General features: G+C 64.8%; 13 protein-coding genes and 3 rRNA genes. 4 read left to right on the forward strand and 12 right to left on the reverse strand.

Annotation, left to right across the window (positions count from 1 at the left end; all coding sequences use genetic code 11):
- Nucleotides 1-94: 94 nt before the first annotated feature.
- Together FHU38_RS20845 and FHU38_RS20850 are read left to right on the forward strand one after the other, a co-directional pair.
- Complete coding sequence (locus tag FHU38_RS20845; RefSeq protein WP_167174010.1) at nucleotides 95-1,441, forward strand: ABC1 kinase family protein; 1,347 nt, start codon at nucleotides 95-97, stop codon at nucleotides 1,439-1,441.
- Between the two features lie 120 nt (nucleotides 1,442-1,561).
- Nucleotides 1,562-2,503, forward strand: a complete 942-nt coding sequence (locus tag FHU38_RS20850) for a hypothetical protein (RefSeq protein WP_167174013.1) — start codon at nucleotides 1,562-1,564, stop codon at nucleotides 2,501-2,503.
- Between the two features lie 170 nt (nucleotides 2,504-2,673).
- Here FHU38_RS20850 and FHU38_RS20855 read toward each other — a convergent pair whose 3' ends face one another.
- From FHU38_RS20855 to FHU38_RS20875, 5 genes are all read right to left on the reverse strand, one after another.
- The gene (locus FHU38_RS20855; RefSeq protein WP_167174016.1) at nucleotides 2,674-3,546 is read right to left on the reverse strand and encodes a class I SAM-dependent methyltransferase; all 873 of its coding nucleotides are present in this window, start codon (nucleotides 3,544-3,546) and stop codon (nucleotides 2,674-2,676) included.
- Between the two features lie 88 nt (nucleotides 3,547-3,634).
- On the reverse strand, nucleotides 3,635-3,892 hold the full coding sequence (locus tag FHU38_RS20860) for a hypothetical protein (protein WP_167174019.1): 258 nt from the start codon (nucleotides 3,890-3,892) through the stop codon (nucleotides 3,635-3,637).
- Complete coding sequence (locus FHU38_RS20865; RefSeq protein ID WP_243852306.1) at nucleotides 3,889-4,251, reverse strand: WhiB family transcriptional regulator; 363 nt, start codon at nucleotides 4,249-4,251, stop codon at nucleotides 3,889-3,891. The genes FHU38_RS20860 and FHU38_RS20865 overlap by 4 nt, the downstream gene beginning before the upstream one ends.
- 120 nt (nucleotides 4,252-4,371) lie before the next feature.
- Nucleotides 4,372-4,626, reverse strand: coding sequence for a hypothetical protein (locus FHU38_RS20870; RefSeq protein WP_167174022.1), 255 nt, complete (start codon nucleotides 4,624-4,626; stop codon nucleotides 4,372-4,374).
- A gap of 191 nt (nucleotides 4,627-4,817) precedes the next feature.
- Complete coding sequence (locus FHU38_RS20875) at nucleotides 4,818-6,911, reverse strand: ATP-dependent DNA helicase UvrD2 (RefSeq protein ID WP_167174025.1); 2,094 nt, start codon at nucleotides 6,909-6,911, stop codon at nucleotides 4,818-4,820.
- Between the two features lie 66 nt (nucleotides 6,912-6,977).
- On the opposite strand from FHU38_RS20875, the gene FHU38_RS20880 reads away from it, so the two are divergent.
- A complete protein-coding gene (locus FHU38_RS20880) occupies nucleotides 6,978-7,706 on the forward strand; it encodes a DUF4191 domain-containing protein (protein ID WP_167174028.1) in 729 nt (242 codons plus the stop codon).
- A gap of 80 nt (nucleotides 7,707-7,786) precedes the next feature.
- Here FHU38_RS20880 and FHU38_RS20885 read toward each other — a convergent pair whose 3' ends face one another.
- Nucleotides 7,787-8,272 (reverse strand): RDD family protein, encoded by a 486-nt coding sequence (locus tag FHU38_RS20885; protein WP_167174031.1) that lies wholly within the window; start codon nucleotides 8,270-8,272, stop codon nucleotides 7,787-7,789.
- A 175-nt stretch (nucleotides 8,273-8,447) separates the two neighbouring features.
- On the opposite strand from FHU38_RS20885, the gene glnA reads away from it, so the two are divergent.
- Nucleotides 8,448-9,872: a type I glutamate--ammonia ligase gene (gene glnA / locus FHU38_RS20890; RefSeq protein WP_167174034.1), complete on the forward strand. Its 1,425-nt coding sequence runs from the start codon at nucleotides 8,448-8,450 to the stop codon at nucleotides 9,870-9,872.
- Nucleotides 9,873-9,950: 78 nt separating this feature from the next.
- Here glnA and FHU38_RS20895 read toward each other — a convergent pair whose 3' ends face one another.
- The 6 genes from FHU38_RS20895 to FHU38_RS20920 all read right to left on the reverse strand — a co-directional run bounded on the left by FHU38_RS20895 (nucleotide 9,951) and on the right by FHU38_RS20920 (nucleotide 19,717).
- Nucleotides 9,951-10,382 carry an acyl-CoA thioesterase gene (locus FHU38_RS20895; RefSeq protein WP_167174037.1) on the reverse strand — a complete coding sequence of 144 codons (432 nt, stop codon included), beginning with the start codon at nucleotides 10,380-10,382 and terminating at the stop codon, nucleotides 9,951-9,953.
- 83 nt (nucleotides 10,383-10,465) lie between these two features.
- Nucleotides 10,466-13,438, reverse strand: coding sequence for a bifunctional [glutamine synthetase] adenylyltransferase/[glutamine synthetase]-adenylyl-L-tyrosine phosphorylase (locus FHU38_RS20900; protein WP_167174041.1), 2,973 nt, complete (start codon nucleotides 13,436-13,438; stop codon nucleotides 10,466-10,468).
- A 53-nt stretch (nucleotides 13,439-13,491) separates the two neighbouring features.
- Complete coding sequence (locus tag FHU38_RS20905) at nucleotides 13,492-14,247, reverse strand: type 1 glutamine amidotransferase (protein WP_167174044.1); 756 nt, start codon at nucleotides 14,245-14,247, stop codon at nucleotides 13,492-13,494.
- 414 nt (nucleotides 14,248-14,661) lie between these two features.
- Nucleotides 14,662-14,778 (reverse strand): 5S ribosomal RNA (gene rrf, locus FHU38_RS20910).
- Between the two features lie 73 nt (nucleotides 14,779-14,851).
- Nucleotides 14,852-17,994, reverse strand: a 23S ribosomal RNA gene (locus tag FHU38_RS20915).
- Nucleotides 17,995-18,184: 190 nt separating this feature from the next.
- Nucleotides 18,185-19,717, reverse strand: a 16S ribosomal RNA gene (locus FHU38_RS20920).
- The 16S, 23S and 5S rRNA genes sit together here, the layout of an rRNA operon.
- Between the last annotated feature and the right edge of the window lie 306 nt (nucleotides 19,718-20,023).

Genomic DNA, 20,023 nt, shown 5'->3' on the forward strand with positions numbered 1-20,023 from the left:
TGATGACTAAGCGTGATCAGGCGTCCACGATGGCATAGCGATTTCCACCTCGAATGAGTGCGCACAGGTTGATCCGCAAGGCAGAATCGCTTGCGTGACGGACTTCCGCGATTCCACCGACGAGGCGGTTGAGACCGCGATTCCACGTCGCGCCGCCGCGCGCACGGCCAAGCTCGCCAGTCTCCCGTTGGGTATCGCCGGTCGTGCCGTCGGCGGCTGGGGCAGGCGGCTGACAGGGCAGAGCGCGGAAGAGGTGAACGCCGCGCTGTCCGCGAAGGCGGCCGAGCAGCTCTTCGAGGTCCTCGGGACGCTCAAGGGCGGTGCCATGAAGTTCGGGCAGGCGTTGAGCGTGTTCGAAGCGGCCGTACCCGACGAGCTCGCCGCCCCCTACCGAGAGGCCCTGACGAAGCTGCAGGCTGCCGCTCCGCCCATGTCCGCACGACAGACACATCGGGTCCTCGCCGAACAGCTTGGGCGGTCGTGGAGCCAGCGGTTCGCGGAGTTCTCCGATCAGCCCAGTGCCGCAGCGAGCATCGGCCAGGTCCATCGTGCTGTCTGGCACGACGGCCGCGAGGTGGCGGTCAAGGTCCAATACCCGGGTGCCGATGAGGCCCTGCGCAGCGACCTGCGTCAACTACAACGGTTCAGCCGGTTGTTCCAGGCGTTGGTACCAGGCACGGAGATCAAGCCACTGCTCGCGGAGCTCGCAGACCGGATGGACGAGGAACTGGACTACCGCACCGAGGCCGACAGCCAGCGGCGTTTCGCCAAGGCCTTCGACGGCGACGAGCAGATCGTCGTGCCCAAGGTCGTCGCCAGCGCGCCGAAGGTCATCGTGACGGAATGGATCAGCGGCACCCCCTACGCCAACATCATCAAGGACGGTACGACCACACAGCGCAACGAGGCCGGTCGGCTACTCGCGGAGTTCCACTACTCCTCGCCTGCCCGGGCCCACCTACTGCACTCCGACCCGCACCCCGGCAACTTCATGCTGCTCGACGACGGCAGGCTCGGCGTCATCGATTTCGGGGCTGTCGCGAGGTTGCCGCACGGCGCGCCGCCCGCACTCGGGATGATCATGCGACTGGCCCTCGACGCACGCTCGGAAGAGCTGTTCGAGGTACTCAGCTCAGAGGGATTCGTGCGCCCCGACACCGAACTCGACCCGGCAGACGTCCATAACTACCTCCTTCCCTTGATCACTCCGCTGACCGAGGAGCGGTTCCACTTCACTCGCCGGTGGGCCCAGAAACAGGCTCTACGGATGGGCGACACGCGCGGTCAGGACTTCCACACCGGTCGGTCACTCAACCTGCCACCGCACTGGCTGCTGATCCATCGCGTGACCGTGGGTGCCATCGGCATTCTTTGCCAACTCGACGCTGAGCTGGCCCTGCGGTCCATTGTCGAACGTTGGCAGCCCGGCTTCGCCGACTGAGACCCGACCTGTCCACAGCGGGGCGTCGGGAATGCACGAATGTGCCAATCCCGGGCGAAGCTGTCCACAGCTTCACAACAGCCACTACCCGAGCCAGGCAACCACGGTCACGCTGTGGCCATGACCTTCACGATCAACGCGGCGAAGGCCGCGCAACCCCCCGTCAACAGCATCGTCGCGGTTTCCGCACTGCGAGCCCGCGGAGTGCTGGACCAAACCATCGCGAGACGCTGCCGCCCGGGCGGGCCCTGGCGACGCTTGGCGCCCGGCGTCGTCATGCTCGCCCCGGGCGAACCGACAAGAAGGCAGCTGCTACACGCGGCCGCGACATACCTCGGCAAGGAATGCGTCATCACCGGGCACGACGCGCTCTGCGCCCAGGGTCTCGACCTACCCAAGCCTCGCGCGGTGCACGCGCTCATCCCGACCTGGCGCAGACTGTCACCACCGGAGTTCCTGCTGCTGGAGCGAACAGCCAGGCGGCCGGACCCGGTGTTCGTCAACGGGCTGCCGTTCGCACCGCCGGAACGAGCCGCGCTTGATGCGGCCCGAAGACAGCACGAACCGGAACGGCTGCGGGAACTGTTGACGCTGCCCATCTACTACGGCATGTGCACCCTGGAACAACTGCGGGCCGAAGTCGATGCAGGCAACCAGCGCGGCACCGCGGCTGCCCGCGAGCAACTGCGGTTGATCGCCCGGACCAGGCACAACTACGTCCAGGGACTGGCGCGCCAACTCCTCAACCGATCGCCGCTGCCACCACCCCGCTGGGAGGCGACTGTGTACGACCGCGCGGGGCGCCCGATCGGTACCGCCGACGCGTGGTGGGACGAGATCGGAATGGGTTGGCAGTTCCACGAGCAGGCCGATGGACGGGGCCGCGACCGAGTCGGCGGGCTGTCGCTGACGGCCGCGGGTGTTGTGGTTGTGCGTAGTTCTCCGGAGTCACTTCGCACGAACGGCAACGCGGTGGTCAGGGAGTTGGTCAGTGCGTTCCGCGCTGCGGCAACACGCGCCCGGCCCGCCGTACGCTGCGCTGTGCCAGGGGAAGCGGCATGAACTCCCCGCTGCTCGCATGGGAGCTTGCCCTCAATTTCGCGCACCTGGGTCCGAGCGCAAGACGGGCACGGCCAGCGGGTCGGCCTTCCGCGGTGTCGCGAACCCAGGTCGCCCGACGAGCGATGTCGGCACCAGTCCTGGTTCGCGCCGCAGATCGCACGAAGGCGAGGTCACGCTCGCCGCCCGGTGTGAACAGTCCTCGCCCCTAGGAGGTACACGTCGTCGCGCTGACCGAGGTAGTCGGGTGAGTCGGGATCGAGCAGGCGCCGCACCGCTTCACGATCCTCCTCGCTGATGTGGTCGGTCGCGATTTCCAGGTACCACGCGAACCGATCGAGCGCGAACTCGAGCACCGTCTTGTCGGCTGGAGCGGGGTGGTCCACCAGGTAGCTGAAGGAGCGAAGGTCCGACAGTCCAGCACGGCGCACGGCCGAAGGCCAGCCGTACGGCATCCGCGTTACACCTGGCATGCCGGCGCGCAAACCTTCGAACCATGATTCGCGTGCGCCGTTCAAGCGTTCCTCAAGACCGGGTCGGCCGATCCCGATATCCCACGGCAAGCATCGAGGCGCCAGGCCACCTTCCGCGACGGCCAGCAGACCACCCGGCGCAAGCGCACCGGCAAGACGGTTCACCCCGGCCTGCTGATCGGGAAGATGATGCAGGACCGACGCCGCCCAGATCAGATCAGCCTCGGTAACCGCCTCGCGCACCTGGTCAGTACCGACATCGGCCAGCACGGTTTCCACGCGCACCGTCGAGTCGCCTGCGGCAGCGACGGTGTGGGATGCCGCCGCCAGCACCTCGTCGACAGCGTCCACAAGGATCAGGGTTCCACCTCCGCTTCGGCGCAAGGCGTCGGCCAGCGCGAGGCTCATTCCGCCCGCGCCGCAACCGACGTCGACCACAGTTGGGCGATGAGGCAACCCGTCGGTCAATCGCCGCGCGACCTCGACGAGCGCATCTCGTTCGAGATCGTCGAGTCGTCGCAACGCGGTGAGCCGACCGGCCCAGTCGACATCGTCATGGGTGTGACCTGGCATGCGACCATTCAACACGGCGATGCGCGATGCCAGGGTGGGAAGCTGGTGGGAAGCCGACTCCAGGTCCGCTTCCCACCCCCGCCGCCGGTTACCGGGACAGTCGTCGCGAGCGCCCGGAAGCCCAGCGGGCCAACCGTTCCCACCGCGACGCGGCACGGGCGACGCGTGCGTCGCGCTGACCTTCCGCGGCTTGCAGCCAGTCGCGTATTCGCGCTCTGGCCAGTTCTTCGTTCAGCAACACCTGGGAAAACTCCCGCTTCCGGTATCGGGTGGTACGCGGCCGAACGAACTCGGCCCCCGACCACACCTGCGGTGCCCTTCGCCGATCAACGGTGTGCGTGCTCATGCCGCGCTCCGCTGTCCTGCGCTGACGGGCTCGATCGGGTTCTTGCGGGGACGTCCCCGCGGTCGCTTTCTCGCCACAACCGCACCTCGTTCGAATATCTCGCCACCCCAAACGCCCCACGGCTCGCGCCGAGCGAGAGCGCCGGCAAGGCAGGACGCCCGCACTGGGCAGCCACCGCAAAGGTGCTTCGCTCGCTCCAAGTCCGCTGGGGCTTCGGCGAACCACAGGTCCGCCTCTCCCGAGCGGCACGGCAGGCGCAGCTCCGGCTCCGACACCGCGTCGAACAACTCCGCGACTCCGGCGCCGGCCGTCCACTCGGTTAACGCCTCCTCTGACGCGAAGGCGGTTGCCGATGACATTCCTGTTCTCCTTTGTGTGTAAGGGTTTCTGTCAAGCCACATCTGCCCGAAACAGCACGAAGGCCGCGGACCCGATGCGGTTCCGCGGCCTTCGTGAGCCTGTCCTTGACGGTATTGCTGTCAGGGCGATCTCTCACTTGGGCACAACGGAACCCAGGGCTGCTTCTTGGTCGGCAGATCGACGGCCACCAGGAGGAACTCCGGGGACATGACCTCGGCGACGTCGGCGGCACCCGCGTGGCGAGCACGGAATGCCACGGTGTCATGACGCCTGCCTGCCCAGGAGATCTCGTTACGGGGGCAGGCGGTGACGACCGTTCCAGCGGTCCGAGACAGCGCGGTGCCGCCGAGGCCATTCGTTTCAAACAGCTTCATCGCACGGCACCTCCTTTCGCTGTCCGCACGGTCGTCACCTTGGCGACCGACAAGTTGCGGATCTTCCACCCAGTGACTGCAGGCTATTGCGGCTGGACATCGAGGGGCAACTGATTTTTCCAACTTCCCCCTTCGGGGGTAGTGGATCGCCTCAGCAGCAGCTGCTACCGGCGCTCATAGCGAGCGGAACGCTACCGACCGTCGCACTCCCTGACCACGGCAAGCACGTCCGCACCGAACCTGTCGAGCTTGGTGGCCCCGATTCCGGAGATCGACACGAGCCCGCGATCGTCGGTAGGGCGCTGCTCGGCTATGGCGAGCAGCGTCGCGTCGGTGAAGACGACGAATGCGGGAACGTTGAGTTCCCGTGCCCGCCGCGCCCTCCAATCCTTCAGTCGGGCCAGCAGGCCCTCGTCGACCTCCGATGGGCAACTGCCGCAACGCCCCAGCTTGACCTCCATGGTCCCCACCAGCGGCCGGTCGCACAGGCGGCAGCGCGCCTTCAGTGCCGCGTTGCGGCGCCCGGAACCGTTTCGATTCCCAACGGTGAACTCCTGAGGGAGCACTCCGTGGAGGAAACGGCTACGCCTTCGGTTGGCCCTGCGCCCTGGGGCACGCGACAGCGCCCAGGACAGCGACAGGTGTTCCCTCGCGCGCGTGATGCCGACGTAGAAGAGTCTGCGTTCCTCCTCGATCGCGTCCGGGTTGGCGTCCGCGTGTTGGATCGGCAGCGTGCCTTCGGCCAGGCCGACCAGAAAGACCGCGTCCCACTCCAGGCCCTTGGCCGCGTGCAGTGACGCCAACGTGACGCCGTCCACGGTCGGTGGGTGCTGAGCGGCGGCGCGCTGATCGAGTTCAGCGAGGAAATCGGTGAGCGTGGCACTGTCCTTGGCCGTGCCCAGTTCCTCGGCCAACTCCACGAGCGCGAGCAACGCGTCCCACTTCTCCTTGGCGGCACCACCCGCGGGAGGCCGGTCGGTAAGCCCGACGCGCGTGAGGACGCGCCGCACCAAGGTGACGAGTTCGGCTTCCTGGTCGACGTGGGCAGAGGCCGCCTTGCGCAGCGCGGCCACAGCCTGGCGCACCTCGGGGCGAGCGAAGAACCGCTCGCCGCCACGGACCAGGTACGGGATTGCCGCGTCGGACAGTGCCTGCTCGTAAGCCTCGGACTGCGCGTTCACGCGGAACAGCACCGCGATCTCGCTGGCGGGTACGCCTGCTTCGAGCAGTTCCTTGATCCTGCTGGCGACAGCGGCCGCTTCCGCCTGCTCGTCCTCGTACTCCGCGAATCGTGGCTGCGGACCGTCCCTGCGCTGCCCGACCAGTTCCAGTCGGGAACCGGCGGGACGGCCCCGCGCGGAACTGATCACCCGGTTCGCAAGCGCCACTACCTGCGGCGTGGAGCGGTAGTCGCGTTCCAGCCGCACCACCGTGGCTTCGGGAAAGCGGCGGGTGAAGTCGAGCAGGGGGCGCGGTGACGCACCGCCGAAGGAATAGATGGTCTGGTTGGCGTCACCGACCACGGTGAGGTCGTCCCTGCTGCCTAGCCACGCATCCAGCAGCCGTTGCTGCGCGGGCGTGATGTCTTGGTACTCGTCGACGACGAAGCACCGGTACCGGTCCCGGAATTCCTCGGCGACCCCCGGGTGCTCCTCGAGTGCGGCTGTGGTGTGCAACAGCAGATCGTCGAAGTCGAGCAGTTGCTGTTCGTTCTTGACCGCCTCATAGGTGCGGTACAGCCTCGCGATGTCCTCCGCGCCCAACGGAAGGTCACGACGCGACCTAGCCGCGACGGACGGGTAATCCTCGGGCCCAACCAGTGAGGCCTTGGCCCATTCGATCTCGCCGGCGAGATCGCGTAGCAGTTCTGCCTCGGTCGGCAGCCGCATCCTGGTCGCCGCGAGTGCCACCAAGCGCAGCTTGTTGCCGTCGAGCAGGTCCCACTGCCGGTCCCCGACGATCCGTGGCCAGAAGTACCGAAGCTGGCGCAGTGCCGCGGCGTGGAACGTGCGTGCCTGGGCACCCTCGACACCGAGCTGCCGTAGCCGGGAACGCAACTCACCCGCGGCACGGGACGTGAACGTGACGGCGAGCACCTGGCCTGCGGAAACCTGGCCACTGCACACGAGGTGGGCGATTCGCCGGGTGATCGTTCTGGTCTTGCCCGTGCCCGCCCCAGCTAGCACGCATACCGGTCCCCTCGGCGCGCTCGCCGCGGCGCGCTGTTCCGGGTCCAGACCGTCGAGTGGACCCCGGCTACGGTTCGACGTGCCGCCACTTCCCACGGCGGCATCCTCGCAGAGGGTACCGACAAGCCCGCACCCGCATGGTCGCCCGTATCCTGATGCATTATGGCGGGAAAGCAGGACAAAGAGGCCGCGAAGCAGGCCAAGAAGGAGAAGCGCGCGGCGAGCAAGGCGCGACGCGGGCAGCTCTTCCAAGCGTTCAAAATGCAGCGCAAGGAGGACAAGGCCCTCATCCCGTGGATGCTGGGGTCTTTCCTCGTTGTGACCGGCGCGGCCTTCGCCATCGGTTTGCCTTTCGGCATCCAGTGGCTGCTGTTGCCAGTCGGCGCGATGTTCGGGGTGCTCGCTGCCGTGATCATCTTCGGTCGCCGGGTACAGAAGACGGTCTTCGCCAAGGCGGAGGGCCAGCCGGGCGCAGCCGCCTGGGCACTGGACAACATGCGCGGCAAGTGGCGGGTGACACAGACCGTGGCGGCCACGACTCAACTCGACGCCGTCCACCGGGTGCTTGGAGCTCCCGGTGTCGTTCTGGTGGGCGAGGGCGCACCACACCGGGTGAAGCAACTGATCTCGCAGGAGAAGAAGCGCATCGCGCGGCTGGTCGGTGAGACCCCGATCTACGACGTGATCATCGGCAACGACGAGGGTCAGGTGTCGCTGCGCCGCTTGCAGAACTACATGATGAAGCTGCCTCGCAACCTCAAACCGCGCCAGGTCGACACGCTCGAGGCCAAGCTCTCGGCGCTGGGCAACCGCGGTGCCGCCATGCCGAAGGGACCGATGCCCCAAGGCGCCAAGATGCGCAACGTGCAGCGCACCATCCGCCGCCGCTGACACCACACCGCGACCCGCCATACCCGCCCGCTTCCCGGGGTAGGGCCTGCGGCATGGCCCGATTCGGGACGGACTGGTCCTCAGCGCATGAGCACCACGACCGTACCGGTGAGCCGGTCGTGCCAGCCGCGACCGTCCTCGTTGCGAACGGCCGCCGGGATGATCAAGAAGGTCAGGACCGCGCGCAGCACGGCGCGCGGAAGGCCCACCACACTGCCGCCGTCGAGCCTCGCGACACGAACACGCTGGCTCACCATCCCGGGGGTGGTCCCGAAGAATGTCACCGGTAACACGGTGATCGCTGCCCACACGGCCAGTGACCACAGGTTGTATTCCTGCATCACTGCCACGTTCGAGTAGTCTGGCAGTACGAACAGCGACGTCAGCAAGGACGCCAACAGCAGGTCAAGCAGCAACGCCAGTAGTCGGCGACCCGCTCCCACCACCGAGCCAGGCCCGCTTTCGGGCAACCCCAACCGCTCACCCGGCCACCGCGATGGTTTGCCGCCGGCTGTCTCGTTAGCGCCGCCGAGTGAGGAGAGCCACTCGCCCGTCCACCGTGCCACTCATCCAGGGTAAACCGCAGGTAGCGGTAGCCTCCGCGGTGGTCGACCATCCGGTTTCAGCCACTGCCGTTAACACCGGCGAAACATACGGGTGACGGTCGGGCAACACCGCTCTCCTAGCGTGAACCAAAGAGACTACTGCCGCACGAGCTCGAACACGAAGGAGTCACCGAGGGTGTCCACTACTGCAGACGATGTCCTGCGTCTGATCGCGGACGAGGACGTGCAATTCATCGATGTGAGGTTCTGCGACCTGCCCGGGATCATGCAGCACTTCACCGTCCCCGCCAAGGCTTTCGACGCGGACGCCTTCGAAGAAGGCCTGGCCTTCGACGGTTCGTCTGTGCGCGGTTTCCAGTCGATTCACGAATCCGACATGCTGCTGCTTCCGGATCCGGCCACGGCGCGTATCGACCCGTTCCGGACGAACAAGACGCTGTCGATGAACTTCTTCGTGCACGACCCGTTCACGCGGGAGCCGTACAGCCGTGACCCGCGCAACATCGCGCGGAAGGCTGAGCAGTACATCACCGAGTCGGGCATCGCCGACACCGTCTTCTTCGGTCCGGAGGCGGAGTTCTATGTCTTCGACTCGGTGCGCTTCGACTCCTCCGAACACGCCACCTTCCACGAGATCGACTCGGTCGAGGGCTGGTGGAACACCGGGACAAGGGAAGAAGGCGGCAACCGCGGTTACAAGACCAAGTTCAAGGGCGGTTACTTCCCGGTACCGCCGGTGGACCATTACGCCGACCTGCGGGACGAGATCGTCAACAAGCTGACCGGCTCCGGCTTCACGATCGAGCGCGCCCACCACGAGGTCGGCACGGCGGGGCAGGCCGAGATCAACTACAAGTTCAACACGCTACTGCACGCCGCCGACGACCTGCAGCTGTTCAAGTACATCGTCAAGAACACCGCGTGGGACGCAGGAAAGACCGCGACGTTCATGCCGAAGCCACTGTTCGGCGACAACGGTTCGGGAATGCACTGCCACCAGTCGCTGTGGAAGGACGGCGCACCGCTGTTCTACGACGAGTCCGGATACGCCGGCCTTTCGGACACGGCGCGCCACTACATCGGCGGCATCCTGGCCCACGCTCCCAGCCTGCTCGCGTTCACGAATCCGACGGTGAACTCCTACCACCGGCTCGTCCCCGGATTCGAGGCGCCGGTCAGCCTGGTGTACTCGCAGCGCAACAGGTCCGCGTGCGTCCGCATCCCCATCACCGGCAGCAACGCCAAGGCCAAGCGGATCGAGTTCCGCTGCCCCGACTCCTCGGGCAACCCCTACCTGGCGTTCGCGGCGATGATGATGGCGGGCCTGGACGGCATCAAGAACAAGATCGAGCCGCCGGAGCCCATCGACAAGGACCTCTACGAGCTGCCGCCCGAGGAGGCCAAGAACGTCAAGCTGGTGCCGGGCGACCTCGGCTCCGTCCTCGACTCACTGGAAGCCGACCACGACTTCCTGCTGGAGGGCGGCGTGTTCACGCCCGACGTGATCGAGACCTGGATCGCCTTCAAGCGTGAGAACGAGATCGACCCGCTGCGGCTGCGCCCGCACCCCTACGAGTTCGCGCTGTACTACGACGTGTGATCAGCTAAAAACCGGGTCGCGCCGGCGATGAGGAGCGGAGACGCCCTCGTCGCCGGCGTTTCTCACTTTCGGCGCCCGCTATTCTCCGCACAGCAGTTTCATGTCGACGCCGCTTCGCTCGAACCAACCACGCGGGTCGGTCACGAGCTTGCGGCGATCGAGATCCATCAGGCCCAGTGTGCAGGTGATCTCAGCCGACAGCGTGCCGTCCGCCTTGTAGATGCCGGAGTCCATACGGAACGTCTTGCCGTCCCCGAACTTGGCTCGGCAGGTGACATCGATTTCCTCGCCCGACCGCAGCTCGCGACGGAAGCTGATGTGTGATTCGAGCATCACCGGTGCCAGCCGCTCGTCATGTGTGCGGCCAGGCCCACCGCCCGCCTGCTCGAACAGCTCCAGTCGCGCGACCTCGCCGTAGGAGTGGTACACGGCGTGGTTGACGTGGCCAAGGCTGTCCAGCTCGTAGTGCCGCACCTTCAGCCGGATCCGAAAAGTCTCTTGCTCAGTCACAGGCCAACCATATGCACTGCGCGTCGCCGCGGCCCTACAAAGGTGAGCAAGTAAGCTTCACGTCATCAGGGCGGCCGTGCGCCTCACGTCTCGTAGAACAGGCGCTCCACGACCGAGTGGGCACGGCGGGTGACTCGCCGGTAGGAGTCGATGAACTCGCCCGGGTCGTCGTCGGCCGAGTATCCGAACACCCGAGCCATGGCGGCCAGTTCTCGGCCGGAGGTCGGCAGCTGGTCAACGGCCTTTCCCCGCACCAGCATCGCCATGTTGCGTGCCCTTGTGGCCAGTTCCCATGCGCTGACCAGCGAATCCACGTCACCAGGCTCGGCCAGTCCTGCCTGCGCCAGCGCACGCAACGCGGCATGCGTCGACGTCGTGCGCAACGCAGGGACTTCGTGCGCGTGGCGCAGCTGCATCAGTTGCACGGTCCACTCGATATCAGCCAGTCCACCACGGCCGAGTTTGGCGTGGGTGGTGGGATCGGCTCCTCTGGGCATCCGTTCGGTGTCAACCCTTGCCTTGATTCGCCGGATCTCCCGAACCTTGGCCTGGTCCAGCCCCCCGTGCGGGTAGCGGACGGGGTCGATGGCCGCCACGAACCGCTGGCCGAGATCCTCGTCTCCGGCGACCGGTTCGGCCCGCAACAAGGCTTGCGCTTCCCACACCTGACCCCACCTCTCGTAGTACGCGCGGTAGGAGTCGAGCGTGCGCACAAGCGGACCGCTGCGCCCCTCCGGACGCAGGTCGGCATCGACCTCCAAGGCAGGGTCCTGGCTGGGCGCGCTGAGCGACCGGCGCACCGTCTCGGCGACGGATGTCGCAAACCGCAGGGCCTCACCATCGGAGGCGCCGCCCGACCGTTCGCACACGAACAGCACATCCGCATCCGAGCCGTAGCCGAGTTCCGCGCCGCCGAGCCTTCCCATGCCGATTACCGTGATACGGGCGGGTTCAGCACCCAACTCCCCCGAGCGCTGCCGGATCGCAGCGGCCACGGCGCTCTGCAGAACGGCAGCCCACACCGAGGACAGCGCGGCGCACACTGCCGGAACCCCAAGCATGCCGAGCAAATCGGCGCAGGCCACCCGCAGCAGTTCGTGTCGGCGCAACGACCGTGCCGTCGCGACCGCGGCCTCCATGCCTGGCTGCCTGCGGGCGGCCGAACGCAGTGACCTGGCCACCTCCTCCGGGGAACGACCGGCGAGCCGGTCAGGATCGCCGAGCAGCTTCAGCACCTCCGGCGCCCGAACAAGCAGATCCGGAACCAGGCGCGCGGTACCCAGCAGTGTGGCCAGCCGTTCGACGACGGCGGCCTCGTCCCGCAGCACCCGCAAGTACCACGGGGTTTCGGCGAGCGCTTCGGACACCCGCCGGTAGGCGAGCAGGCCGCCGTCCGGATCCGGGGTATCGGCGAGCAGGTCGAGCAGGACGGGCAGCAGCGTCTGCTGGATGGCGGCACGGCGGGACACCCCGGAGGTGAGGGCCTTGATGTGGCGCAACGCTCCCTCCGGCGCCGCATATCCCAGGGCGGCCAGCCTGCTCTCGGCCTGCGACGTAGTTAACCGCAGCGCCGCGGTGGGCACGCGGGCCACAGCCTCGAGCAGCGGCCGGTAGAAGAGCTTCTCGTGCAGCCGCCGGATACGCTGCGCGTGCCTTCGAAACTCGACGGTGAGCACCTCGCCGCGAGACTGGCCTCGCACCGGATGTATGCCGGTCGCCCTGGCCAGCCAACGCAGCTGCTCGGTATCGCCGAACGCAGGAAACAAGTGTGTGCGGCGCAGCGAGCGCAGTTGCAGCCGATGCTCTACGGTCCGCAGGAACTCGTAGGACATGCGCAGCTCGGCGGCATCCACGCGACCGACGTACCCGCCCGCGCCCAACGCCTCCAACGCCTCCATCGTCGAGGCGGAGCGCAACTCGGGGTCTACCCGGCCGTGCACCAGTTGCAGCAGCTGCACCGCGAACTCGACGTCCCGCAACCCGCCTCTGCCCAGTTTCAGCTCGCGATCGACCAGTTGCGAGGGCACGTGGGATTCGACGCGGCGGCGCATCTGCTGCACGTCGGCGACGAAGTTCTCCCGTTCGGCGGCCGACCACACCAGCGGCGCGACCAGTTCCGTATAGCCGCGACCGAGGTCGGCGTCACCCGCGACCGGGCGAGCCTTGAGCAGAGCCTGGAACTCCCAGGTTCGCGCCCACTTTCGGTAGTAGGCTTCGTGCCCTTCGAGGGTGCGCACCAGTGCGCCTGCCTTGCCTTCCGGCCGCAACGCGGCATCGACCTCGAAGCACGCGTTTCCCACAACCCGCGTCATGGTCGTGGCCAACCGGGTGGCGACCTGAAGGTCTCCTTCACCGACGAACACCACGTCGACATCGCTGACGTAGTTGAGCTCCCGCCCCCCGCACTTGCCCATCGCGATGACGGCCAGCTTGGCGTTCGAGGAGTCGGCTACCTCGCGCCACGCCACCTGCAGCCCCGCACGCAAGGCCGCCTCGGCCAGTGCCGTCAACGCGGCGGTGGTCTCAGCGAATGTAAGCCGGTCCAGCTCGGGTTCCACCAGGTGGCCGAGGTCGGCGGCGGCGACCTCCAGCAGCAGCGCGCGGTAGGCCTTGCGCAGCGCCCGTTCGGCGGGCGGTCCGGTCAGAGGGTCCGTGCCGTCCTCGATCGCCTCGGCCAGGACCGCCGTGTAGTCGCAGGTGGGTGTTCGACCCGAGTCGGCCAGTACTCGCCAGCTTCCTGGCGAGCCGACGAGCAGGTCACCGAGAGCGGTGGAGGTGCCCAGCACCGCGAGCAGGCGTCCACGCAGACCGGCATCGTCGCGAAGCGCTGCCGCAAGTTCCGGCCAGGCATCCGGGTCCGCGGCGCGTATGCGATCGATGCAGAAGAGCGCGAGGTCAGGGTCCGGGGCACGGCCGAACGCGGCAACCACGTACTCGCAGCCTTCGATCGGGCCGGATTCCGCCCACCACCCGGCCGCGCGCAGCAACTCGCCCGCCCGGTCGTCGGTGAAGCCGAACCTCGCTGCCGACGCTGTCGGCCGAACGCGCTCTACCATCAGCTCTCACCGTAGCGGCAGTCGGCAGTTGGCACCTCACGCCTTCACCATGCTCACGTCAGCGGCAACGACCGGGGCTTCCTGTTCGCCGGTTCCAGCCGTCCGGCCACCAGATCCGCGAATCGATGGGCGAATGGGCGCCACGTCTGAGCGAGATCGGCGTGTGCCTGCACCAACGATTGCCGATCGAACGCACCGGCTTTCGCCGCAGCGGCGACCTTCGGGGCGTTCGCCACCCAGTCGAGCACCACTTCCGGTGTCGTCTCGATGTGAAACTGGATGCCGTAGACGCGGCGATTCAGACGGAACGCTTGGTTTCGGTACTGCGGTGACGAGGCCAGCAGTTCCGCCTGTCCCGGCAGGGTCTCGATGGCATCGGCGTGGAACTGCAGCACATCCGGCAGCAGCGGTAGGTCGGCGAACAACGGGTCGGTCCATGCCGCGTCTTTTTTCGACACCAGGCCGGGTCCCGCTTCAGGCCCGCGATCTCCCGGCACGACACTGCCTCCCGTCGCGACTGCCAGCAGCTGGGCACCGAGGCAAACCCCTAGGGTCGGCACATCCCGCGCCGCGGCACGAGCGAGGAGTCGGCGCACGTCGGCAAGCCAGGGATGCGCGGTGTCGTCCTGCGCTCCCATCCCACCACCCAGGCACACCAGCCCGTCGTAACCGTCGATGTCCTCAGGCATCTCGTCTGCGGGCATCCGGAGTAGCTGGAGTTCGGCACCGGCCTCTGCCAACCAGTCTCCCAGTGGACCAGGGGGATCAGACGGATCCGGTTGCACTACGAGTATTCGAGTGACGCTCACGTGCCCAGGGTACGGGCGCGCTCGCTAGTGGCAGCGGAGCCGAGTGCCCGGGTAGCTGGTCTTACCGCAACGACGTTCATCGCGTGGTTGCTGCCGAGCCGGACCTTGTTCGAGGTGGGCTCCCGCGAAGGCCGCCGACCCCAAGGTCGTACGGCCACAACCGACCCGCGCGTCCCGAAGTCCACCTGCTCCAAGCCCGTCAGGCGGCGCAGGTGACCGCGGTCCGCGGCCGCACCGCAGCGAGTGTGGACTGCTCCGGTGCTCGTCCTCCGCGAATGCTGGCGTAGCTGGTTACCTCGACCGCCGCGCATTCTCCCCGGCACGCTGTTGCCCCCCCCAAAAAAAAAAGACAACCCCAGAGCCGGAGAGATATCAACCTCTCATTACCCGGCTCCGGGGCTGTCTTCTGTTGGTGTTCGGCGGTGTCCTACTCTCCCACACCCGTGGGGGTGCAGTACCATCGGCGCTGGCAGGCTTAGCTTCCGGGTTCGGGATGGGTCCGGGCGTGTCCCTGTCGCTGTGGCCACCGAAACGGTGGTGAAACAACCACGGTGTGGTGTGGTGTTTCAGAGTTGCAGAGTGGGTGCGGGTGCATGGGGGTTTTGTGGTGAAGTCCTCGGCCGATTAGTACCAGTCCACTCCAGAGCGCATTGCTGTGCTTCCATGTCTGGCCTATCTACCCAGTGGTCTGCTGGGGGCCTTACCCCACGGGGGGTGGGAGACCTCATCTTGGAACGGGTTTCCCGCTTAGATGCCTTCAGCGGTTATCCCTTCCGAACGTAGCTAACCAGCCGTGCCCCTGGTGGGACAACTGGCATACCAGAGGTTCGTCCGTCCCGGTCCTCTCGTACTAGGGACAGCCTTCCGCAAGTCTCCTACGCGCGCGGCGGATAGGGACCGAACTGTCTCACGACGTTCTAAACCCAGCTCGCGTGCCGCTTTAATGGGCGAACAGCCCAACCCTTGGGACCTACTCCGGCCCCAGGATGCGACGAGCCGACATCGAGGTGCCAAACCATGCCGTCGATATGGACTCTTGGGCAAGATCAGCCTGTTATCCCCGGGGTACCTTTTATCCGTTGAGCGACACCCCTTCCACCAGGAGGTGCCGGATCACTAGTCCCTGCTTTCGCACCTGCTCGACCCGTCAGTCTCACAGTCAAGCTCCCTTGTGCACTTACACTCAACACCTGATTGCCAACCAGGCTGAGGGAACCTTTGGGCGCCTCCGTTACCTTTTGGGAGGCAACCGCCCCAGTTAAACTACCCACCAGGCACTGTCCCCCACCCCGATCAGGGGCGCGGGTTGAGGTTCCCCATCCGGCCAGAGTGGTATTTCAACAATGACTCCACCCGCACTGGCGTGCGGGTTTCCCAGTCTCCCACCTATCCTACACAAGCCGAACCGAAAACCAATACCAAGCTGTAGTAAAGGTCCCGGGGTCTTTCCGTCCTGCCGCGCGAAACGAGCATCTTTACTCGTAGTGCAATTTCGCCGGGCCTGTGGTTGAGACAGCCGGAAAGTCGTTACGCCATTCGTGCAGGTCGGAACTTACCCGACAAGGAATTTCGCTACCTTAGGATGGTTATAGTTACCACCGCCGTTTACTGGCGCTTAAATTCTCAGCTTCACCCCCCGAAAGGGGCTAACCGGTCCTCTTAACGTTCCAGCACCGGGCAGGCGTCAGTCCATATACATCGACTTACGTCTTCGCATGGACCTGTGTTTTTAGTAAACAGTCGCTTTCCGCTGGTCTCTGCGGCCGACCCACCCTAGCCCGCGCGGGGCTTCAGGTGTTTCGGCCCCCCTTCTCCCGAAGTTACGGGGGCAATTTGCCGAGTTCCTTAACCACAGTTCACCCGATCGCCTTGGTATTCTCTACCTGACCACCTGTGTCGGTTTGGGGTACGGGCCACGCGCACACTCGCTAGAGGCTTTTCTCGGCAGCAGAGGATCACCCTACTTCGCCACAACGGCTATGCATCACGCCTCACCCTCGTCATCGAAGACAGCCCGACGGATTTACCTGCCGGGCGGGCCACACGCTTACACCAGTATCACCACTGACTGGCGGGGCTACCTTCCTGCGTCACCCCATCGCTTGGCTACTACAAGCTCAGGTCCCACGCACACCCACACCCATCTCCGAAGAAACAAGCGCGGGGCGGGTGGTTAGTCTCACCTGCCTCGCCAGGGACGCGCACACGCGGGTACGGGAATATCAACCCGTTGTCCATCGACTACGCCTGTCGGCCTCGCCTTAGGTCCCGACTTACCCTGGGCGGAACAACCTGGCCCAGGAACCCTTGGTCATCCGGCGGCAGAGATTCTCACTCTGCATTCGCTACTCATGCCTGCATTCTCACTCCCACACCCTCCACCACTCGTTTCCACGATGGCTTCCCTGGATGCAGGACGCTCCCCTACCCACCCACACGACTACACCAACAACCCCGCAGGGACAATCGGCGGATCTCATGTGCAGGTGACACGGCTTCGGCGGTGTGCTTAAGCCCCGCTACATTATCGGCGCAAAACCACTTGACCAGTGAGCTATTACGCACTCTTTCAAGGATGGCTGCTTCTAAGCCAACCTCCTGGTTGTCTCAGCGACTCCACATCCTTTCCCACTGAGCACACACTTAGGGGCCTTAGCCGGTGTTCTGGGCTGTTTCCCTCTCGACGACGAAGCTTATCCCCCGCCGTCTCACTGCCACGCTCTCACACACCCGTATTCGGAGTTTGGTTGACTTCGGTAAGCCGGTAAGCCCCCTAGGCCATCCAGTAGCTCTACCCCAGGCGTGAAACACGTGACGCTGCACCTAAATGCATTTCGGGGAGAACCAGCTATCACGGAGTTTGATTGGCCTTTCACCCCTACCCACAGCTCATCCCCCAGGTTTTCAACCCTGGTGGGTTCGGGCCTCCACACCGTCTTACCGGCGCTTCACCCTGGCCATGGGTAGATCACTCCGCTTCGGGTCTAGACCACGCGACTCCACACGCCCTCTTCGGACTCGCTTTCGCTCCGGCTACCCCACCCGGGTTAACCTCGCCACGCAGCACTAACTCGCAGGCTCATTCTTCAAAAGGCACGCCATCACCACCACACAAGGCAGCAGCTCTGACGGCTTGCAGGCACACGGTTTCAGGTACTCTTTCACTCCCCTCCCGGGGTACTTTTCATCTTTCCCTCACGGTACTCGTCCGCTATCGGTCACCAGGAAGTATTTAGGCTTACCGGGTGGTCCCGGCAGATTCACAGCAAATTCCACGAGCTCGCTGCTACTCGGGGAAACACCACCACAACACCGCCATGCAGTTTTCGCGTACGGGACTCTCACCCACTCCGGTCAACCATCCCAGGCTGTTCCACTAACCACACACGGCATCACCAGAAGTGTCAGCTCCTGAACAGTGGCACCCCACAACCCCGCACACACAACACCTGACAGCTTGACATGCGCACGGTTTAGCCTCCTCCGCTTTCGCTCGCCACTACTCACGGAATCACACTTGTTTTCTCTTCCTACGGGTACTGAGATGTTTCACTTCCCCGCGTTCCCTCCACACACCCTATACATTCAGGTGCGGGTGACACCCCATCACGGGTGCCGGGTTACCCCATTCGGACACCCTCGGATCACAGCTCGGTTGACAGCTCCCCGAGGCTTATCGCAGCCTCCCACGTCCTTCATCGGCCCCTGATGCCCAGACATCCACCATGTGCCCTACACAACTTGACCACAAAGATGCTCGCACCCACTCTGCAATTCTCAAACACCACACCGAAACAACACCACGTGTTGCCTCAAAACCCAACAGCGCACCAACAGACCCCGCACCACCACCCCACAACAGGGCAGAACACAGCACAGGACGCGTTTGTGGCGGTCCACCAAAACCACGAACAACCGTGGAACAGTTGCTCCTTAGAAAGGAGGTGATCCAGCCGCACCTTCCGGTACGGCTACCTTGTTACGACTTCGTCCCAATCGCCAGTCCCACCTTCGACCACTCCCCCCCACCAACGTGGGTTAGGCCATGGGCTTCGGGTGTTACCGACTTTCGTGACGTGACGGGCGGTGTGTACAAGGCCCGGGAACGTATTCACCGCAGCACTGCTGATCTGCGATTACTAGCGACTCCGACTTCACGCAGTCGAGTTGCAGACTACGATCCGAACTGAGACCGGCTTTAAGGGATTCGCTCCACCTCACGGTATCGCCACCCTCTGTACCAGCCATTGTAGCATGTGTGAAGCCCTGGACATAAGGGGCATGATGACTTGACGTCATCCCCACCTTCCTCCGAGTTGACCCCGGCAGTCTCCCACGAGTCCCCGGCATAACCCGCTGGCAACATAGGACAAGGGTTGCGCTCGTTGCGGGACTTAACCCAACATCTCACGACACGAGCTGACGACAGCCATGCACCACCTGTACACCAACCACAAGGGAACACCCATCTCTGGATGCGTCTGATGCATGTCAAGCCCAGGTAAGGTTCTTCGCGTTGCATCGAATTAATCCACATGCTCCGCCGCTTGTGCGGGCCCCCGTCAATTCCTTTGAGTTTTAGCCTTGCGGCCGTACTCCCCAGGCGGGGCGCTTAATGCGTTAGCTACGGCACGGGACACGTGAACAGCACCCCACACCTAGCGCCCAACGTTTACAGCGTGGACTACCAGGGTATCTAATCCTGTTCGCTCCCCACGCTTTCGCTCCTCAGCGTCAGTATCGGCCCAGAGACCCGCCTTCGCCACCGGTGTTCCTCCTGATATCTGCGCATTCCACCGCTACACCAGGAATTCCAGTCTCCCCTACCGAACTCAAGTGATGCCCGTATCCACCGCACGCCCACGGTTAAGCCGTAGGTTTTCACGGCAGACGTGACACACCGCCTACGAGCTCTTTACGCCCAATAATTCCGGACAACGCTCGCACCCTACGTATTACCGCGGCTGCTGGCACGTAGTTAGCCGGTGCTTCTTCTCCCAGTACCGTCAAGCCGAAACCCTTCGTCCTGGGCGAAAGAGGTTTACAACCCGAAGGCCGTCATCCCTCACGCGGCGTCGCTGCATCAGGCTTGCGCCCATTGTGCAATATTCCCCACTGCTGCCTCCCGTAGGAGTCTGGGCCGTGTCTCAGTCCCAGTGTGGCCGGTCACCCTCTCAGGCCGGCTACCCGTCACCGCCTTGGTAGGCCATCACCCCACCAACAAGCTGATAGGCCGCGGGCTCATCCCATACCACCCAAAGGCTTTCCACACACCACCATGCGACGATGTGTCCTATCCGGTATTAGACCCCGTTTCCAAGGCTTATCCCGAAGTACAGGGCAGATTACCCACGTGTTACTCACCCGTTCGCCACTCATCCACCCAGCAAGCTGAGCTTCAGCGTCCGACTTGCATGTGTTAAGCACGCCGCCAGCGTTCGTCCTGAGCCAGGATCAAACTCTCCAACAAAAACCCTGAACTCAAACTCAAAAAAACCCACAAAAAAGGGGCAAAAAACAAACACCACAAACACAAAATCTGCTAGCACACTGTTGAGTTCTCAAACAACACGATCGCTTCGGTATTTTGCCTCTGAGGCGTCAGCCAACCCCGGACCAAAGTCCGAACTTGAAGTCGAAGGGTTGTGCCCTACCTCAGGGCCGACCAGCAACGTTACCCGGAGCCCTGCGCGGTGTCAACCTCGCCTGTCTCCGGCCGCCCCTGGCGACGAAGAAAAGATTACACACCGCCGATCGACACCTGAACAGGGGGGTC

It is taken from the genome of Saccharomonospora amisosensis (assembly GCF_011761185.1).
Classification (GTDB): Bacteria; Actinomycetota; Actinomycetes; order Mycobacteriales; family Pseudonocardiaceae; genus Saccharomonospora_A; species Saccharomonospora_A amisosensis.